We start from the raw sequence: 17,353 nt of genomic DNA on the forward strand, positions 1-17,353 counted from the left end.
ACCGACTGCCGGGGCGGTTCCCGGATAGGGTGCCGGCTCAGTTGCCGGCTCGATCATTGGGCCAGCCAGCCGCCGTCGACCGGAATCCCGATCCCGCGCATGTTCGCCGCGCCTTCCGAGCAGAGAAAGACCGCGAGTGCGCCGAGCTGATCGGGCTTGGTGAACTGCAGCGAGGGTTGCTTCTCGCCGAGCAGCTCGATGGTGGCGTCCTCTTCGGAGAGCCCCTCGCGCTCGGCGAGGGCGTCGATCTGCTTCTGCACCAGCGGGGTCAGAACCCAGCCCGGGCAGATGGCGTTGCAGGTCACCCCGGTGGTGGCGGTCTCCAAGGCGACCGCCTTGGTGAAGCCCATGATGCCGTGCTTGGACGCGACATAGGCCGACTTGTCGACCGATGCGACCCAACCGTGGGTGGAGGCGATGTTGATGATCCGGCCCCAGTTGCGCTCCAGCATCCCCGGCAGGACTGCACGCGTGATGAGAAAAGGTGCCGTCAGGTTGATGGCGATCACCGCATCCCAACGGTCGATCGGAAACGCATGCACGGGGGCGACATGCTGGATGCCGGCATTGTTCACCACGATGTCCACCTTGCCGAGCTCGCGGTTTGCCGTCTCGATCATGCGCTCGATCTCGGCGGGCTTGGTCATGTCCGCGCCGCAGTAGGCAACCTTCACGCCGTACTCAGCCGCCAGCTCCTCGCGTAGCGCCTCGATCTGCTGCGCATCGCCCAGGCCGTTCAGCAGGATGTCCGCGCCGTCCGCGGCGAGGGCCTTCGCGATACCGAGGCCGATCCCGCTGGTCGAGCCCGTCACGACCGCTGCCTTTCCGTTCAACATGCGAGCCTCCAGATGATTCACGCTTTCAATAGTGACCGCCGGTCAAATCCGCCGGCAAGCGTGCCATAAGAGCCCGGGCTCGGCAACGCGAACCGATGCGTACCCGGAAAGTGTTGTTTCTAAAACTATTTCGCCACGAACTTCTAGTAATCGCCCACCTCGCCATCGACCATCTATCCCACACCGGGAGACCGCGTAACGGATGCCGAGCGAGATCTGGAATCGACCTTGCCCGGTCACGGGTCCCGACGCGCCGGGCGGCGGCTCCGCCCCAGGAGCGGTCTGTGGCGGCCGCTCGGCCTCGCAACCCCGAATGGTCGCTGTCAGCCAATAGCGGTAACAGCTGCAGTCTCGATGACTGTCTGCCCAGCGACGTAGAGCAGGCACCCAAGCGCTTTATGCGGCATTGACGTATAATCATGCCATGCTAACCGTTGTGGAAACACCCTCCTTTTCGCGCCTTTGGCCCGACTACTGGACGGAGGACGAGCGTGGGGAGTTCTGCGCCTGGATTGCGGGCAGCCCGCTTGCAGGTGATGTCGTTCCGAGGACCGGTGGCGTGCGCAAGGTCCGTTGGTCCCGGTCCGGTAGCGGAAAACAAGGCGGTGTTCGGGTCATTTATTACAACCGGCTGGCAGACGGGCGCATCTGGCTCCTCTTGATTTACGCCAAGAGCGCGCGAGACAACTTGCCAGCGCATGTGCTCAATGCTGCGCGGGAGATGCTGGATCATGCCGAAGACTGAACAAGAGCTGCTCGCAAGAGACGCCGATCGTGATATCGGCGCTGAATTGCTTGAGTCCATTCGCGAGATGAACTCCGAGAAGGTGGGCGCAATCCACGGCCCGGTGGGGCTCGCACGCTATCGCGTCAAGATGTCCCAAAGTGAGTTCGCGAGGCTCCTAGGCGTGTCGGTCAGGACGCTGCAGGAATGGGAGCAGGGTCGGCGCGAGCCGAGCGGTGCGGCGCGATCGCTCATTCGTGTGGCACAGGAACGCCCGGAGGTTCTTCGCGAGCTGTTTCTCGACCAGGTCGCCTGAAAAACCCTCCGTCCTCTCAATGATCGCCTGAGAGAGTGTCCGCTTTGGATGCCTTCCGGATCGCTCGCGTAAATAGAGCGACTGACCGGAATGGGTTGTGACCGGTCCATCGGTCGCTGGACGGCGGGTGACCGGTATCAGGATTGAGGAGTCACCACGCTGCGAACGACCGTTGACGGCTTCCCGGAACACGGCGATTGGTCGGTTGGCTCGGCTCGTCGGTCGGTCTGGGTCGCCAGCCGCCTTTGCTCGACACTAAACGGCTCGTCTGATTAAACGCGAATCAGCCTGTCAGGAGGCACTCCGCGGTATCCGCTTCGGTCATACTCGGGATCGGCAGCGTGCCTGCAGGGCCTGGCACGGCGTCAGAATATCTGGATTCGCGGGTATTCATCCGCCATGTGCGCCCAGAAACCGCAGCTCCAGTCAAAGGGCACGGCGAGGAACCAGTCCGAGGGTGTGGCGGCAACAACGGTTTCCACCATCTTTCGCCCACAGCCCTGCTGCGCGGAAGTCATTCCGTAGAATTGCACCACGTGGGTTTTCGTGTCGATCAGTAATTCGACGCCGATGATCCCCGCGGCGCCGACCGCCACGACTGGACTCTGCTTCCCATCCGTCGACAGCTGGTTCGAGGCACTCAGCCTTCCCGGGAAGAGCTTGATGAAGCGAAGATCAGGAATCGTTGCGAGCGCTTGCGCGAGGACTTCATAGATCGGCTCGACACGGCGCAGCGTGCGAGCCTTCCGGATCCGTTCGCCGTCGATGAAGCTCTGTTGCCGCGGCATCCCCGTCTCCGCTGTTCAATAGGCTTACCCAAACACGTCACGCGTCCTGAGTGCACGCCCGTCGTCATCGCGCTACGCATTTTTCCGACACCACCCATTCGCATTGCGCGCCGGAGGTGTTTCGGTCCTCGTTGCAGGGGGCTTGGCCTCGGTGTATCCGGCACAACCCACGGCCCCTTGTCGGCTCGACTCGCATGCACCGGTGGTCTGCCAGCTGTAATCTGCGGTCGCGATGCTGTCCTTGCGTGGCCGTGCGTCGCACGCCTGCGTATCCGCGGCGAGGCTGACCGGGGAGAGAGCACGTCCGCACGGTAGGACGGAGCGGACTCGAACGTGGCATTGGATCATGGCTTATTCTCGCTGATTGTGGGGCGGCGTTGTCCAACACCAACGTCTCGTAGTGGATCTGAAACGGCATCCAAGCTTAACCTCGACACTGCCGGGGCGCCGGCGCGGGCTTGCTTCTCCACGTGTTCCCCGCGTCTGCGGGGATGAACCGCGTGGCGCGTGGGTACGAAGCGCCGGTGTTCCCCGAGTGCAATCAGCGCCAACCCGACCCCTCGCGCGGTCGATGTCCTTTCCTCGCCTGGGCGGCAGGTCGTCCGGCCTCCCGGACCTCGGAGCTTTGAGCTATGTTTCTCGATCCTTTCCGCGCGGCCGAAGACGGCACGCTACGCATCTCCGCGCAGCAAGGCAGCGCCTTCGCCAAGGAGGTCGCGGGCGACTTCAATCCGATCCACGATGCGACGAATCCGCGCTTCTGTGCCCCCGGCGATCTTCTCTTTGCACTTGTCCTCGCCAGATGCGGCCTTGCACGTCGGATGACCTTTCGCTTCACCGGAATGGTCGGAGCGGATGCCGCATTGAACGTCATTCAGAGCGGCGCCGGCGTCGTGGTCGAGACGACCGACGGCAAGCGCTGTCTCGAGGTCGAGCGTTCGGGACAGGTGACCGGGGATCCGGTCATGATTGAATCGCTGGTGCGCCGCTACGTGGCCTTTTCGGGTCGGAATTTTCCGCACATTCTGGTGCCGCTCATGGAGCAGCAGGGTGTGATGATCAACCCGGATCGGCCGCTGGTGATCTATGACCGGATGTCGTTCGAGCTGGACCGATTGGACTGCCCCGACCTGGACATTGCTCTGGAATCGACCGAGCTGGAGGTCACGGGCAAGCGCGGCGAGGCCCGACTCGGGTTCCGCCTGACGGCCGCCGGGGAGCCGGTCGGGCAGGGCGCGAAGACCCTGATCCTGAGTGGCTTGCGGGTCTACGAGCCCGAGGCGTTACAGGGGTTGGTCGAGCGCTATGCCGGGTGGAAGGCAGCCTATCTGGCTGGCATCTGACCGCCTCATGGATGCTGGCTCGGGGGCTGCTCGGGCTGAGCTGGAAATGCCCCCCGCTCGTGGACGTCGGCAAGCATCAGGCTGCAATCCATGTCGGGCAGGGTGATGCAGTCTTCCAAAGTGGGGTTTTTGTGCGGTTTGGGCTAAAAACTCCATGTTTCGGCCGCGACGGATCGCTAACAGGATGGGGCCGTCACTGCCTTGCTATCGATCGGTGACGCTGGGCCGGTTGCTGCCGTGAGGATCGCCCGAGCCGACCCAAGACCGTCTCGCTCGCAGGCACCCCGCAGCAGCGGTGGACGAACCCGGCAGGGTCAGCGCGGATTGTTCTGAGACATTCCCGGGGAACAAAGCGAGCGACAGCCCGAGTCTCGCAGTCGTCTCGGACCCATACGAAACAGAGGGATGAAGCAGGACGACTCGACCTGGACGAAGATGCCGATGATGGGGTCGGAGCGTGGCGCCGTGCCCTGCCGGTCTGGTAATCTGCCCGCCGCAGCAACCACATCGATATAAGGAGCGAGGCGGCATGTCGACCGGGGATCTGATCGGACTACTCGGAATACTCCTCGCTGTGGGGCTGCTCATCGGGCTGGCGTTTCGCGGGTTCAGCCTGTTGCTCGCCGCACCCGCTGTGGCCCTGCTGGCGGTCGCCTTCTCCGGTGGTCCGCTGCTCGCCAGCCTCACCCAGACCTTTATGCCCGGTGTCGGGCGATTCATCGTCCAGTTCTTTCCGATCTTCCTGCTCGGTGCGGTCTTCGGAAAGCTGATGGACGACAGCGGTGCGGCGCGCTCCATCGCCCGCGGCTTTACCGATCGGCTCGGCAGCGGACGCGCGGTCCTCGCCGTGGTGCTTGCCTGCGCGTTGCTGACCTACGGCGGGGTCAGCCTGTTCGTCGTTTCCTTCGCGGTGTTCCCGATCGCCGATGCCCTGTTCCGACAGGCGAACATCCCCCATCGGTTGATCCCGGCGACCATTGCGCTGGGAGCCTTCACCTTCACCATGACGGCACTGCCGGGAACCCCCGCGATACAGAACGCCATCCCGATGCCTCATTTCGGGACCACGCTGTTCGCGGCGCCCGGCATCGGCATCCTCGCCGCACTCGTGATGCTGGGCTTCGGGATCTGGTGGCTCAAGCGGGCCGAGAATCTGGCTCGGCGCGACGGCGAGGGCTACGGGCCGGACAGTCATCCGGCCGCGGACCCCGAGCTGTCCAGCGAGCGTGCCGTCAACGCCGACGCCTTCGACCCCGCCGAGCTGCCCCACGGTCATCATGCGCCGGAAGGGCCCTCGTTTCTCCTCGCCGTGCTGCCGATCCTGGTGGTCCTGGCGGTGAATCTGCTGATGACCTGGGTCGTGCTGCCGCGGATGGACACGGCGTTTCTGGCCGAGCCGCGTTGGGGCGGGATCTCGCTGGCGGCGGTCAGCGGTATTTGGTCGGTCATGACGGCGCTGCTTGCGGCGACGCTGGTGCTGATCCTCGTCAACCGCTCGCGCTTGACCGAGCTGCGCAAGAGCCTGGATGCCGGTGCCAACGCATCGGTCCTACCCGTGTTCAACACCGCGAGCCTTGCCGGTTTCGGCGCCGTGGTCGCCGCGCTGCCGGTCTTCGTCATCGTGCGCGACGGGCTGCTGGCGGTGCCCGGCGGCCCCTTGGTCTCGCTGTCGGTCGCGGCCAGCACCATGGGGGTGATCACCGGCTCCGCATCGGCGGCGCTGACCATCACCCTGGATGCCTTCGGCGAGACCTTCGCACAGATGGCGACAGTTGCCGGCATCGATCCTGCCCTGATGCACCGCATCGCCTCGTTGGCCTGCGGACCCCTCTCCATGCTCCCGCACAGCGGCGCGATCGTGACCTTGCTCGCGATCTGCGGGGCCACACAGAAGCAGAGCTATGCGCACATCGGCGTGGTGACCGTGATCGGCCCGTTGCTCGGCCTGATCACGGCGATCCTTCTGGGAAGCCTATTCGGCGCCTTCTGAGGTTTCTCGTCGGTTGTTCCGAGCGACAGCGAGATACAAGGAACCGGCGTCGTGCCTCGTGCCTCGTGCCTCGCGCCTCGCGCCTCGCGCTCGCTCGGCACGACCTACAGGATCGGGGCGAGCAGCCTCGCGGCCTTGGCGCCGACCTTTTGGTGAAAGGACAGCGTGTCGTAGGCGCGCGGGCCGACCTCTCGCGATTCGGCGAAATCGCGCTCGAACATCGCTGCGACCTCGGCGGCGAAACGGGCGTCCGTGACGGCGAGGGTGATCTCGAAGTTCAGCCTGAAGGAGCGGTTGTCGAAGTTCTTGGTGCCGACCGCGGCGAAACCCTCGTCGACGACCAATGCCTTGTGATGGAGGAATCCACCGGTAAAGCGGTGGACATGGATCCGAGGATGATCCAGCTCCTTGAGCAGGGCAAAGGAGGCGAGCCAGACCAGGTATTGATCCGGCTTCATGGGCAGGAGGATGCGCACGTCCACACCCCGGATCGCGGCGAGCTGCAGCGCCTGGAGGATGCCTTCGTCCGGCACGAAATAGGGACTGGCGATCCAGAGCCGGTGTTTTGCCATCGAGATGACATGCAGAAAGAAGTGCGTGCAGCGCTCGTGTTGGTCGGAAGGCCCGGAGGCGAGCACGAGAGACCGCTGGCCAGCGTCCGCGGGGGCGGGATCGTGCGGTTGCCAATGGGCGTCCAGGATCTCGCCGGTGGTGAAATACCAATCGGCCGCGAAGACCATCTGAAGCTGAAGTGCGGTCGGGCCCTCGACGCGCACATGGGTGTCGCGCCAACGGCCGTATTTCGGATTCTTCCCGAGATACTCGTCGCCGACATTGTGGCCGCCGATGAAGCCCACCCGGCCGTCCACGATCACGTTCTTGCGATGATTCCGAAAGTTGAGCCGCCAGCGGTCGCGCCAGCCGCTCAGGGCGCTGAAGGCCGTGATGCGCACCCCGCGGGCGCGCCAGTGGCGCATGACCCGCGGGGTGATGGCTGCGCCCCCGAAGCTGTCGATCAGAAAGCAGCAATCCACACCTTCGGCCGCCTTCGCCGCGAGCGCTTCGAGAAGACGTCGCCCGAGCCCGTCGTTGCGCACGATGTAGAACTGCACATAGACCGAATGCTTCGCCCGTGCGATCTCGGCCAGAATGGCAGCGAAGGTGGCCTTGCCGTCGATGAGCAGCTCGAGCCGGTTGCCGCGTAGAAACTCCTGTCGGGCGATCGCGGCGAGAGGCGAGGCGGTTTCGGGCTCGATTCCGGTTGGCTCGACACGAAAGGGTGCCATCTCCGCGCGGACCGCGTCGATCAGCTCCCGGTGTTTGTAAAGCTTCTCCTGCATGGCGAGCGAATGCGCGTCGAAGCGCCGACTGCCGAAGAACCAGTAGAGCGGAAGACCCAGCCAGGGGAAGGCCACCAGGCCCACCACCCAGGCGACCGTGCCCTGCGGCGTGCGCACGGTGAAGAGCGCATGGATCGCGCTCGCGATCCCGAGGAGCTCGACGACGATGAAGACAAGCGAGAAAGTGGAGATCATGTTCTTCTTGTTTCCTGATGCCGATGGCTGCTCGACCATCGCTGCCGGTGGCCTTGTGTGCCGCGCCAGACGCGCCGCCGCCCTGCTGTCCCGAGTGGAACGTCGTTTCGTATGATATGTCGCCCGCGCGGCCGTTACGCGTATGGCCGCACCTCGACCGCGATGCGGCCGCCGTCGTGCACCCGATCACCCGGATGGGTGACGACGATCTCGCCCGGCTCAAGCCCTATGGTGATCTGGGTCCAAAGACCGCTGCGCCGTCCGACCTCGACCGTGCGCAGGCGCGCCCGACCCTCGTCGGCGACGAAGACGGCCCAGCGGTCCAGGTGCCGAAAGAGTGCGCTGGTCGGGATCTGGACCACGTCCTCGCCCTCCCAGAGGATGAAGCGTGCCTCGACCCGATAGCCGTCGCCGAGATGACGCCATCGAGCGCGCGGCGTGACGATCTCGACCCAGACCGGCACCCGCTGCTCTTCCACGCCCAGGGCAGAGATCTTCTCGAACCCGGCGGGCTCCACGCGTCTGACCTGCCCGTCCAGCGCATCCTCGCCGCCCCAGCGTTCCAGCGTCACACGCATCCCGGGCCGCACACGCACGGCGTCCACAGACAGCAGGTCGACCTTGACCTCCAGCGCATCCAGGTCGCCGATCTCCAGCACCGCCTCGCCGGACTGCACCGGCCCCTCGCAGCAGCGATGACGTTGGGTCACGACCCCGTCGATCGGGGCGCGGACACCGAGAACCGGGTGGTCGCCCGGAGCGCGCTTGCCGGCGGCGATCTCCACGAGCGCGCGGGCCGATTCAAGCTCGAAACGGGCGACCTCCACCGAATGTCGCGCGGCGCGTGCCGAGGCGTTGGCGGCGTCGCGCTGCGCGAGCCGCCGACCTCGCTCCTCGGAGGAGATGAGTTGGCGCCGGTGCAGGGTCTCGCTGCGGTCGTACTCGGTGCGGGCCAGCTCGTATTCGGTCTGCCGAGCCGAGAGGTTTGCCTCCGCCTCCTCCAAATGGGCTTGTGCTGCGGCGAGCGACTCGCGCGCCTGACCGCGCGAGCGCGGGTCAAGTGCCGGCGCAGGCAAGGGTTCCAGCTCGAACAGCACCTGATCGGCAGCGACCGCATCCCCTGGCTCGAGCTCCACGCGGCGCAGATAGCCGCTGATCGGCGCAGAGACGCTATAGATATCGCGCAGGCGCATGCGACCCTCGTCCTCGATCGACTCGATAAAGACGTCCTGCCGAACCAAAGTCGCGCTGACCGGCACGGGAGACGGCATCAAGGCGAGCGCGAGCAAGCCGAGGATGGTTAGGCCGACGACGGTTGCAATCATTTGTTTTCGGAAGGACATACTGTCGATTATCCCCCTAAACTCCCGTCACCGTTCAGTGCCGGTCGGTACGTCGAATTCACGTGGCGTGGTCTGACGATCTGAACGACCCGAATTTTTCCTCCTGAACCGCGTCACCGCCAACGTCCAGAGCCGCGCCGAGGTCGACGACATCACGAACCGATAAAGGCCGCTCCGGACGCGGTTCAGCCCTACTCGATCGTCTTCAACGCCGCAATCATGTCCAGCCGCCCCAGCAGTCGCGCAATCGCGAGCACCGACAGCACCGAGGCCAGCAGTACCCCGGCGGCGGAGAAGGCGTAGGTCTGCGGGCTGATGACGAAGGGCACCCGGAACATGTCCATCGCCATGCCCGAGCTGAGCAGCGCGGCGAATCCGGTGCCGATCAGCCAGCCCAGCGGGATGGCCAAGAGGGTCAGAACGGCGATCTCGCCGATGAGGATCCAGCTCACCTCCGCCCGGCTGAAGCCGAGGACTCGGAGCGTGGCCAGCTCGCGCGAGCGCTCCGAGAAGGCGATACGCGCGTTGTTGTAGACTACGGCGAAGGTGATGGAGCCGGCCATCAGCAGCAGGATGCTCATCGTCACCAGCACGGTGTCGTCGATGTAGTCGCGGAATTGGCGCTCCGCATCCGCGACCAAACCGATGCCGGCGACGCGCGGCACCTCCCAAAGACGCGCGAAGAGCCGGTCGTGCTGCGCGGCGTCGGTCATCAGCCAGACACCGGAGAGTGCAGGGCCTTCGCCCATCAGTCGATTTAGGGCGCGCCGCTCCATGTAGGCGCTCACGCCGATCGGCTCGTCGACGATGCCGGCCAGCGGAACCCTGAGGGTCCGGCGATGCCCTTCCATGATCTCGACTTCGAGCGCGTCGCCGGGTGCGAGCCCGAGGTCTTCCGCCAGGAAGCGGGTCATCAGGAGGCCCTCGGGCGGCAGGCGAATCGGACGATGGTCGGCGTCGAGCAAGCCGCGCAGTCGCGGTTCCGGCTCCATGCCTTGAATGCTGGTGCGGTAGTCTCGGGTCCCGTTGATCAGGCGCACCGGCACGTTGCGAAAGCCCTCCACATAGGCCACGCCGGGCAGGGTGCGCAGCTCGGCCAGCGACCGCTCGGGTGTCGGGTCGGTGAAGCTGAGTTGAACATCCATGTTCATCACAAGCCGGTATTGGACGTCGAGCAGGTGATCGATTGCACCGAACTGATAGCTCCCGAGGAGCAGGAGTCCGCCGGACAGCCCGATCCCGAGCATCGAGAGCAGTGCCTTGGTGCGATGGCGCAGGAGGTTGCGCAGGATGATCCGGGTCGGCTGGTCCAGTCGCCGTCCGAGCGCGGAGCGTTCGATCCAGGAGGCATGAAAGCGCCGGGGCGCGGGCGGGCGCATCGCCTCCGCGGGCGGCATCGCGACCGCACGGCCCACGGCGCGGGCGGTGCCCAGCGCGGCAGAACAGGCGGAAACCAGAAGGGCTAGAGCAACGATCCGAGGCTGGAGGCGGAAGCTCGTTTCCGGGAAACGATAGTATTCGGCGTAGACCCCGGCCATCCCTTCCGCCGCCCAAGCGCCGAGGGCGATCCCGAGTAGCGATCCCACGACCACGATGAGTCCGGTCAGCAGGCCGTAATGCGCGGCGATGTCCCGGTTGCCGTAGCCGAATGCCTTGAGGATCGCGATCTGCCGGCGCTGGGTCTGGATGATCCGCGCCATCAGCAGATTCAAGAGGAAGGCCGCGACCGAGAGGAAGATGGCGGGAAGCACGATCGCCATGACGCGGAGCTGGTCGAGCTCCTCGGACAGGAAGCGATGCGAGATCTGGTCCTCGCGGCCCATGGCGCCGATTCCGCCGTAGCGGGCCAGATGCAGGTCCAGGGTCTCAATGACTGTCTCCGCGTCGGCCCCGGACTGGAGCGAGAGCAGGACGCTGTTGAAGGCACCGTCCATGTCCATCGCGTGGGCCAGCGCTCGGCGGTTCATCCAGAGGACCGCAAAGCGTTTGTAGTCCGGCAAGATGTCCGCCGGCCCCACCTGATAGACGAACTCGGGCGACAGGGCGACACCGCTGACGGTCAGGATTTGGAGACGGCCGTTGATGATCGCCTCCAACCGATCCCCCGCCCGTAGCGCCTGCGCCTCAGCGAACGGCTCGCTCAGTACCACCTGGTCCGATCGGTCCGGCTCGGGCAGTGCGCCCTCGCGCAGATACAGACGATTCAGCCCCGGCTGATGGCCGTCCGGGATCGAGAGCAGCAGGCCGCGGACCGGCTCGTCGAAACCCGGAACCTCCAAGCGCACCGGAGCCTGCACCCGCGTCTCGACCTGGTTGACGCCCGGGATCTCGCGCAGACGCGCCGCGAGCCCTTCCGGGGCGCGCTTGAGATCGGCAAAGACATGGGCGAAATGATGGCCGTCGTAGAACCGGGCCTGCGACAGGCGCAGGGCATCGAGCGTGGTCACGGACAGGATGAGCACCATCACGCCCGCGGCGATCACCACGGCGATGGCGGCAACCTGTCCCTTGAGGTCGAAGAGATCGCGCAGGAGCTTGGTGTGCAGTGCTCGCATCGGTCGACCTCGGCGACGCCGTCGGGAACCCGATCCGCTCAGAACGCGTCCGCTTCGACCTCCAGATAGGCGAGCGAGACGTGCTTGCCCAGTTCCTCCTCGAAGCCCGGCCAATCCTTGAAGCGGGCAAGCTGCTCCGCGATGATCGGATGCATCTCGAAGTCGCTGCCGCCGCTCTCGTACAAGGCCGCGACGCCGTCGTAGACCCCGGTCAGATAGTCGCGGTAGGCATCGACGATCTCCCATCCGCCGGTTCGGCCGTGTCCCGGAATCAGCACGCTCGCCGTCACTGCGGCTTTAACCCCGTCCAACGCGTTGATGCTGCCGATGAAAGAGCCGTCGTCCATGCGAACGATGCGTCCGTTGCAGGCGTTGTCGCCCAGGAACAGAACCTCGAGCTCCGGGATCTCGAACATCAGATCCGAGGTGCTGTGCACATGCGGGTAATAGTGGGTCTTGAAGGTGAGCCCGCCGATCGAAAGGGTCTCGCCACCCTCGAGCGGAAGCGTCGGACCCTCGGCGACCGTCCCTTCGGTGGCGCCTTCGGTCGCGCTCATCATGCGTTGGACCCACTCCTCGCCGGCCCCTTCGGCGATCAGTTTCAGCATCTCGGGATGCCCGTAGATCGGCACCTGCGGGGTCGCAGCCAGCATCGCCTGATTGCCCAGCCAGTGGTCCCCGTGGACGTGCGTGTTCAGCACGGCGAGCAGCGGCTTGTCGGTGACTTTGCGGATCTGGCGCAGGACCATCTCGCCGGTCTGAACGCTCGACCCCGGATCCACGACGATCACGCCGGTCTCCGTGACCAAGAAGGCCGGGTTGTTCATGAACCCCTGGTTCTCGGGGGTGGGATAGTCCACCGGTCCGTGGATCACATAGAGACCGGGAGCGACCTGCTCCGCCGGGTAGTCCGGCAGGTCCGGGCCGCGATCCGCCAGGGCGGGGAAGGCGAGGGCGAGCATCAGGCAGGAGAGCAAGGCGATCGGCCACGAGGGCCGGTGTGGGATTCGATCGAGCGGCATGGGTAAGGATCCTCACGGTGAGCCAAAATGTCTTTATACCGCAGCGGCGGTCAGGGAACATCGCGAGCTGGGTGCGATTCAAACCTTGGGTAAGGCCGCGAGCCCGAGACGGTCTCGGGCTGTAAGAACGAAATCGAGCGGACGTCATCGTTTCGCCCGCGGGGGTCAGCGTATGAGCACGGAGAAATACGAGCATCCCGACCCGAGCGTCGAGAACGGGCACCTCTACGGCCGTCAGACCCGGCTCGCGCTCGACAACTTCGCGATCGGCGGGCGTCCCCTGCCGCCGGCCTTCATCCAGGCGCTGGGGCTGATCAAGGCCTGTGCCGCGCGGGTCAACGGCCGTCTCGGGGTGGTCTCTACCGACCTCGCCGAGGCCATCGAGGTTGCGGCGCAGCACGTCGCCGCGGGCGAGCTGGATGACCAGTTTCCGGTCGACATCTACCAGACCGGCTCCGGCACCTCAAGCAACATGAACGCGAACGAGGTCATTGCGACCCTGGCCTCACGTGCCTTGGGGCGGACGGTGCACCCGAACGACGACGTTAATCGCGGCCAGAGCAGCAACGACGTGATCCCCACGGCGATCCATGTTGCCGCGGCGCTTGCGCTGCCCGCCCTGCGCCGGGCCGTCGAAGACCTCGCAGGCGCCATCGAACGACGCGCAGACGCGCATCGGAGCCTCGTCAAGACCGGCCGAACCCACCTGATGGACGCGGTCCCGCTGACCCTGGGCCAAGAGTTCGGCGGCTGGGCGGCACAGCTTCGCACCGATCTCGAGCGCCTCGACGACACCGCCCGGCGTCTGCTGAAGATCGCCCAGGGCGGCACCGCGGTCGGCACCGGCGTCAATACCCACCCCCGCTTTGCCGAGACATTCGCCGCCGAGCTGTCGCACCGGACCGGACTCGCCTTCGCACCGGCGGACGATCTCAGGGCAGCGATCGCCGGTCAGGACACGGCGGTCGAGCTCAGCGGCCAGCTCCGGGTCCTGGCGCTGACCCTGATGAAGATCGCCAACGACCTGCGCTGGATGGCCAGCGGACCGGCCGCCGGGCTCGCCGAGATCCGGCTGCCGGCGCTGCAGGCCGGCAGCAGCATCATGCCGGGCAAGGTCAATCCGGTGATCCCGGAGGCCGTGGCCATGGCCTGTGTTCAGGTCGTCGGACTGGATACGGCCATCGCACTGGCCGCGCAGGACAACCGCTTCCAGCTCTGTACCATGCTGCCCTTGATCGCTGCGGACCTGCTCGAGCAGATCGGCCTGCTGACGCGCGCCAGCGGGGCGCTGGGCGAGAAAGCCATCGACGGCCTCGGCGTCAACGCGGCGGGAATCAAGCACGCCTTGGAGCGCAATACGATGCTCGCTACCGCACTCGCCCCGGTCATCGGCTACGACGCCGCGGCGGCGATTGCCCGGCGCGCGCTGGACGAGGACCGACCCGTGCGCGAGATCGCCCGAGAGGACACCGATCTGGCCGACGCCGAGCTGGATCGGCTGCTCGACCCCCGCCGCCTTGCGGGCTTGACGGACTGACCGGGACGCCCGGTCGGGTCCGGCAGCCGACCGGCCGCTAGAAACTGGACCAGCCGAGGGTCTCGCCGATCCATGCCCGCAAGGACCGCACCGCGGAGCGATCCTCCCAGGTGTCGTAGGGATCGGAAACCTGCCAATCCGGCTCGTTGCGCCAGCGTTGCTCGAACCAGGTCAGCGCAGCGCGGAGGAAGGGATCATCCGCCGGACCCACGACAAGGACATTCGTCTCCAGGTTGAAGTCGTCCAGATTTCGTCGGGTGAAATTCGACGACCCGGTGATGAGGACGACTTGGCCATCGGCGCGTTCCAGAACAAGCTGCTTGGCGTGACATTGCTCCCCGGTAGTACGACACCAGCGCACCGGGATTCCGGAATCGTGGAAACGTCGCCCGGTCTGGCGATTGGGGATTCCACTCTTCTCCCGGCCGAACGCATCCCGGTTGGGGTCGAGTAGGATTCGGACATCGACCCCTCGACCCGAGGCGTCCTTGACGGCCCGGATCAGCGCCTCGTGCGAGAAATAGAACATGGCGATATCGAGCCGATCCCCGCGAGCAGCGCTTTGGATCGTGTCGAGTGCCGCCTCCCGGATTCGGCTTTCGGTGATGATCCGTGCCTGAAGTGGACTCTGCGCCGGCGCGCCCTGATCGGCGGGGATCTCGAAGGGCACCTGCCCGGCTGAAAAGCGGATCACGGCGGTTTCGGTGTCCAGGAGATCCAGTGCCGCTTGGCCGCGAAACACCACAGCCGTGTTCACATGGGCGCTGCTCGCGTCGTGTGGATTGGCCGACGTCACCAGTGCCACCCAGTCATCGCCGTCATCGGCCACGAGTGTCTTGCGGTGATTGGCCTTGAGGTTTAGCAGGGCGAAATAGGTCCGAAGCGTAACCGCCTCCTCGCCCACCGGATTGGGCAGCCAGCCCCGGGTACTGTTGCCGAGCCACTTGCAGCAGAGTCGCCACGGCGCCGACCAGAAGGGGTTGGGATCGCGCAGTCGGCCCAGATCGGTATAGACCAGATGCGCACCTGCTGCCTCGAGCGCATCCAGGTGCGGCGCCGCGACGCCCCCGTAGAGGTTGTTGAAGGGGTCGGTGATGATGATCGTCACGAGCCCCGGCCGGTCGCGCATGCGCTGCAGCAGGTTCTCCGTCAGCTCCCGAGACAGGGGCCGATGGGTCTCCGTGATCGTTTCCTGCATGGCATTGAACAGAAACATATCCAGCACCAGCAGCCTGTCTGCACCCTGGATCAGCTCGAAAACGCGATCGAAGATGACCTGTCGCGTGTGGCGTTCTCCCTCGGCATCCACCCAGGTGTGATCGGCGAGAAACTCCATGTCATGCACCGGGCGCAGCGGTGCGGCAACGCTGATTCCGGGCGGCAGGGGCTTGTACGCATGATAGAAGCCGTTGCCCAGAACAAGGGCGAGGAGCAGCAGCAGAATGCGTTTCATCACCGAATTCATCGACAGGTCATGGGTTTAATGAGCCTACTCTGCTTCACCGTGGATCCGAGTCCGCCCGGGGGCACGCCGCGCAACCTGATCTGACCGAGACGCGCCCGGCCGACAGTCGAAAAACCGTCCCCATCGCCCCATGTCGACGAAGGGCGAGCATCTCGACCGAGCGCCGACGCATCGCCCTCGACAACAGGCGCATCCACCAGACGAGGATCACCATGAGCCAGACACTCGAAGAGGTCTTGAACGCCAACGCCGCCTATGCGGCGGACTTCGACAAGGGCGACTTGCCGATGCCCCCGGGGCGGCATTTCGCCATCTTGACCTGTATGGACGCACGCCTCGATCCGGCCAAATACGCCGGACTCGCCGAAGGCGATGCACATGTCATCCGCAACGCCGGCGGTCGCGCCAGCGACGATGCGATCCGCTCGCTGGTCATTTCCTACAAGCTGCTCGGGACCAGAGAGTGGTTCGTCATCCATCACACCGATTGCGGCATGGAGACCTTCACCGACGAGATTATGCGCGGTCTGCTCGCCAGTAGCCTGAAAACCGCCAGTGTGGATGCCTCCGGCTGGCACGACAGCGGCGAGGGGCCGGGCTCGACCGAGGGGAACTACGTCGACTGGCTGACCATCAAGGACAACGCACAAAGCGTCGTCGAGGACGTTCGGCGGATCCGTCGGCACCCCCTTGTTCCGGGCGAGATTCCGATCTACGGCTACATCTACGACGTGCGCACCGGCAAGTTGGTCGAGGTGCCGGACGCGACTCGCATCGGTGCGGCATTGCCTTGATTTAAGCCGGGCGAACGTTCTCGTGACACCGCTCCGGCGGTGTCACGTCTCCTTCGGCCCACCGCGCCGTGAGTCACCCGTTCGAATACCTCGGCAAGCCTCCCACGCAGAAACCTGCACCAAAAAAAACCCGCTTGCGCGGGCTTGTTCTAAAGTGCCGTCACAAGCGCCGCGACTCGGTAAGAGTCGAAGGCTCCGCGGCGATGGAAGGCGCTACTTGATCTTGCCTTCCTTATACATCACGTGCTGCCGGACGACGGGATCGAATTTCTTGATCTCCATCTTGCCCGGCTGATTGCGTTTGTTCTTGGTGGTCGTATAGAAATGACCGGTACCGGCGCTGGAATTGAGCCGGATCTTATCGCGTGCTGCCTTGGCCATGGTGTGCCCTCCGGTTAGACCTTATCGCCGCGTGCACGGATCTCGCCGAGCACGATGTCGATACCGCGCTTGTCGATGATGCGCATGCCCTTCGTGGAAACCCGCAGCTTGACCCAGCGCTTCTCGCTCTCCACCCAAAACCGATGGTCGTGGAGATTGGGCAGAAAACGCCGCTTCGTTCTGTTGTTCGCGTGCGAGACGTTATTGCCGGTAATCGGGCGCTTACCGGTGACCTGGCATACCTTGGACATGGCGGAATCCCTAGAATTCGGAGGTCGTGCTTCGGGGTAGAAAGAAGCGGAAAGCTAACATGTTTCCGCGATTCGACGCAACGCAAAATTCCTTGTCGTCGTCATCGGCCGAACCGTGTATGCGTTTTTTTGCCGCCCCGAGCCCGTGACAAGTGCGCGCAGCACGACTATACTTTCCGGCTCGGGCTGAGTGGCAGAGTGGTCATGCAGCGGCCTGCAAAGCCGTGCACCCCGGTTCGATTCCGGGCTCAGCCTCCATCATCAATCCCCGCCGGAACTCTTCGCCGATTGTTTGCTCGTAGGGTGTCGCCCCTTGTCTAGTTAAGGATCGCACGACGCACGAGCAGACGGACTCATCCGACAACCTAAACGGACGCCGCGCCCGGGTGGCGAAACTGGTAGACGCAAGGGACTTAAAATCCCTCGACTTCGGTCATGCGGGTTCGAGTCCCGCCCCGGGCACCATCCCTCTT

The 17,353-nt window shown here is 65.0% G+C and carries 15 protein-coding genes and 2 tRNA genes; 8 read left to right on the forward strand and 9 right to left on the reverse strand.

Annotated features, from left to right (window positions below; translation table 11 throughout):
* Window positions 1-53: 53 nt before the first annotated feature.
* Entirely contained in the window at window positions 54-836 is a 783-nt protein-coding gene (locus tag BLV04_RS16210; protein ID WP_093034462.1) for a 3-hydroxybutyrate dehydrogenase, read from the reverse strand.
* A gap of 424 nt (window positions 837-1,260) precedes the next feature.
* Here BLV04_RS16210 and BLV04_RS25275 point away from each other — a divergent pair, with 424 nt between their 5' ends.
* The gene (locus BLV04_RS25275) at window positions 1,261-1,581 is read left to right on the forward strand and encodes a type II toxin-antitoxin system RelE/ParE family toxin (RefSeq protein WP_093034465.1); all 321 of its coding nucleotides are present in this window, start codon (window positions 1,261-1,263) and stop codon (window positions 1,579-1,581) included.
* Window positions 1,568-1,876, forward strand: a complete 309-nt coding sequence (locus tag BLV04_RS16220) for a helix-turn-helix domain-containing protein (RefSeq protein ID WP_093034468.1) — start codon at window positions 1,568-1,570, stop codon at window positions 1,874-1,876. Before BLV04_RS25275 ends, BLV04_RS16220 begins: the two co-directional genes overlap by 14 nt.
* Window positions 1,877-2,241: 365 nt before the next feature.
* On the opposite strand, the gene BLV04_RS16225 is transcribed toward BLV04_RS16220, so the two are convergent.
* Window positions 2,242-2,664, reverse strand: coding sequence for a hypothetical protein (locus BLV04_RS16225; RefSeq protein ID WP_093034471.1), 423 nt, complete (start codon window positions 2,662-2,664; stop codon window positions 2,242-2,244).
* Between the two features lie 632 nt (window positions 2,665-3,296).
* Between BLV04_RS16225 and BLV04_RS16230 the strand changes: the two genes are divergently transcribed.
* Window positions 3,297-4,007, forward strand: coding sequence for a DUF3581 family protein (locus BLV04_RS16230; RefSeq protein WP_093034474.1), 711 nt, complete (start codon window positions 3,297-3,299; stop codon window positions 4,005-4,007).
* 529 nt (window positions 4,008-4,536) lie between these two features.
* Window positions 4,537-5,997 carry a GntP family permease gene (locus BLV04_RS16235; protein WP_217633713.1) on the forward strand — a complete coding sequence of 487 codons (1,461 nt, stop codon included), beginning with the start codon at window positions 4,537-4,539 and terminating at the stop codon, window positions 5,995-5,997.
* Between the two features lie 104 nt (window positions 5,998-6,101).
* Here BLV04_RS16235 and cls read toward each other — a convergent pair whose 3' ends face one another.
* The 4 genes from cls to BLV04_RS16255 all read right to left on the reverse strand — a co-directional run bounded on the left by cls (window position 6,102) and on the right by BLV04_RS16255 (window position 12,452).
* Window positions 6,102-7,532, reverse strand: coding sequence for a cardiolipin synthase (gene cls / locus BLV04_RS16240; protein WP_175534664.1), 1,431 nt, complete (start codon window positions 7,530-7,532; stop codon window positions 6,102-6,104).
* Window positions 7,533-7,666: 134 nt separating this feature from the next.
* Entirely contained in the window at window positions 7,667-8,875 is a 1,209-nt protein-coding gene (locus BLV04_RS16245) for an efflux RND transporter periplasmic adaptor subunit (protein WP_093034480.1), read from the reverse strand.
* A 191-nt stretch (window positions 8,876-9,066) separates the two neighbouring features.
* The gene (locus tag BLV04_RS16250) at window positions 9,067-11,430 is read right to left on the reverse strand and encodes an ABC transporter permease (protein WP_093034483.1); all 2,364 of its coding nucleotides are present in this window, start codon (window positions 11,428-11,430) and stop codon (window positions 9,067-9,069) included.
* 38 nt (window positions 11,431-11,468) lie between these two features.
* On the reverse strand, window positions 11,469-12,452 hold the full coding sequence (locus BLV04_RS16255; protein WP_093034486.1) for an MBL fold metallo-hydrolase: 984 nt from the start codon (window positions 12,450-12,452) through the stop codon (window positions 11,469-11,471).
* Between the two features lie 172 nt (window positions 12,453-12,624).
* Between BLV04_RS16255 and BLV04_RS16260 the strand changes: the two genes are divergently transcribed.
* Window positions 12,625-13,989 carry a class II fumarate hydratase gene (locus BLV04_RS16260; protein ID WP_093034489.1) on the forward strand — a complete coding sequence of 455 codons (1,365 nt, stop codon included), beginning with the start codon at window positions 12,625-12,627 and terminating at the stop codon, window positions 13,987-13,989.
* 37 nt (window positions 13,990-14,026) lie between these two features.
* On the opposite strand, the gene BLV04_RS16265 is transcribed toward BLV04_RS16260, so the two are convergent.
* Entirely contained in the window at window positions 14,027-15,442 is a 1,416-nt protein-coding gene (locus tag BLV04_RS16265) for a phospholipase D-like domain-containing protein (protein ID WP_093034492.1), read from the reverse strand.
* Between the two features lie 224 nt (window positions 15,443-15,666).
* Between BLV04_RS16265 and BLV04_RS16270 the strand changes: the two genes are divergently transcribed.
* Complete coding sequence (locus tag BLV04_RS16270) at window positions 15,667-16,248, forward strand: beta-class carbonic anhydrase (RefSeq protein ID WP_093034496.1); 582 nt, start codon at window positions 15,667-15,669, stop codon at window positions 16,246-16,248.
* 213 nt (window positions 16,249-16,461) lie between these two features.
* Here BLV04_RS16270 and rpmG read toward each other — a convergent pair whose 3' ends face one another.
* Both rpmG and rpmB read right to left on the reverse strand, forming a co-directional pair.
* The gene (rpmG, locus tag BLV04_RS16275; RefSeq protein ID WP_093034499.1) at window positions 16,462-16,629 is read right to left on the reverse strand and encodes a 50S ribosomal protein L33; all 168 of its coding nucleotides are present in this window, start codon (window positions 16,627-16,629) and stop codon (window positions 16,462-16,464) included.
* A 14-nt stretch (window positions 16,630-16,643) separates the two neighbouring features.
* Window positions 16,644-16,880, reverse strand: a complete 237-nt coding sequence (gene rpmB / locus BLV04_RS16280; protein ID WP_093034502.1) for a 50S ribosomal protein L28 — start codon at window positions 16,878-16,880, stop codon at window positions 16,644-16,646.
* A gap of 184 nt (window positions 16,881-17,064) precedes the next feature.
* Between rpmB and BLV04_RS16285 the strand changes: the two genes are divergently transcribed.
* Both BLV04_RS16285 and BLV04_RS16290 read left to right on the forward strand, forming a co-directional pair.
* Window positions 17,065-17,138: transfer RNA gene (locus BLV04_RS16285), tRNA-Cys, on the forward strand.
* A gap of 122 nt (window positions 17,139-17,260) precedes the next feature.
* Window positions 17,261-17,345, forward strand: a tRNA-Leu gene (locus BLV04_RS16290).
* Window positions 17,346-17,353 lie beyond the last annotated feature (8 nt).

This window comes from Thiocapsa roseopersicina (assembly GCF_900106925.1).
Taxonomy (GTDB): Bacteria; Pseudomonadota; Gammaproteobacteria; order Chromatiales; family Chromatiaceae; genus Thiocapsa; species Thiocapsa roseopersicina.

What these genes read in the sequence shown, in the direction of transcription:
- BLV04_RS16210 (WP_093034462.1), bottom strand. Translation starts at nt 836, where the DNA reads ATGTTGAACGGAAAGGCAGCGGTCGTGACGGGCTCGACCAGCGGGATC.
- BLV04_RS25275 (WP_093034465.1), top strand. Translation starts at nt 1,261, where the DNA reads ATGCTAACCGTTGTGGAAACACCCTCCTTTTCGCGCCTTTGGCCCGAC.
- BLV04_RS16220 (WP_093034468.1), top strand. Translation starts at nt 1,568, where the DNA reads ATGCCGAAGACTGAACAAGAGCTGCTCGCAAGAGACGCCGATCGTGAT.
- BLV04_RS16225 (WP_093034471.1), bottom strand. Translation starts at nt 2,664, where the DNA reads ATGCCGCGGCAACAGAGCTTCATCGACGGCGAACGGATCCGGAAGGCT.
- BLV04_RS16230 (WP_093034474.1), top strand. Translation starts at nt 3,297, where the DNA reads ATGTTTCTCGATCCTTTCCGCGCGGCCGAAGACGGCACGCTACGCATC.
- BLV04_RS16235 (WP_217633713.1), top strand. Translation starts at nt 4,537, where the DNA reads ATGTCGACCGGGGATCTGATCGGACTACTCGGAATACTCCTCGCTGTG.
- cls (WP_175534664.1), bottom strand. Translation starts at nt 7,532, where the DNA reads ATGATCTCCACTTTCTCGCTTGTCTTCATCGTCGTCGAGCTCCTCGGG.
- BLV04_RS16245 (WP_093034480.1), bottom strand. Translation starts at nt 8,875, where the DNA reads ATGTCCTTCCGAAAACAAATGATTGCAACCGTCGTCGGCCTAACCATC.
- BLV04_RS16250 (WP_093034483.1), bottom strand. Translation starts at nt 11,430, where the DNA reads ATGCGAGCACTGCACACCAAGCTCCTGCGCGATCTCTTCGACCTCAAG.
- BLV04_RS16255 (WP_093034486.1), bottom strand. Translation starts at nt 12,452, where the DNA reads ATGCCGCTCGATCGAATCCCACACCGGCCCTCGTGGCCGATCGCCTTG.
- BLV04_RS16260 (WP_093034489.1), top strand. Translation starts at nt 12,625, where the DNA reads ATGAGCACGGAGAAATACGAGCATCCCGACCCGAGCGTCGAGAACGGG.
- BLV04_RS16265 (WP_093034492.1), bottom strand. Translation starts at nt 15,442, where the DNA reads ATGAAACGCATTCTGCTGCTGCTCCTCGCCCTTGTTCTGGGCAACGGC.
- BLV04_RS16270 (WP_093034496.1), top strand. Translation starts at nt 15,667, where the DNA reads ATGAGCCAGACACTCGAAGAGGTCTTGAACGCCAACGCCGCCTATGCG.
- rpmG (WP_093034499.1), bottom strand. Translation starts at nt 16,629, where the DNA reads ATGGCCAAGGCAGCACGCGATAAGATCCGGCTCAATTCCAGCGCCGGT.
- rpmB (WP_093034502.1), bottom strand. Translation starts at nt 16,880, where the DNA reads ATGTCCAAGGTATGCCAGGTCACCGGTAAGCGCCCGATTACCGGCAAT.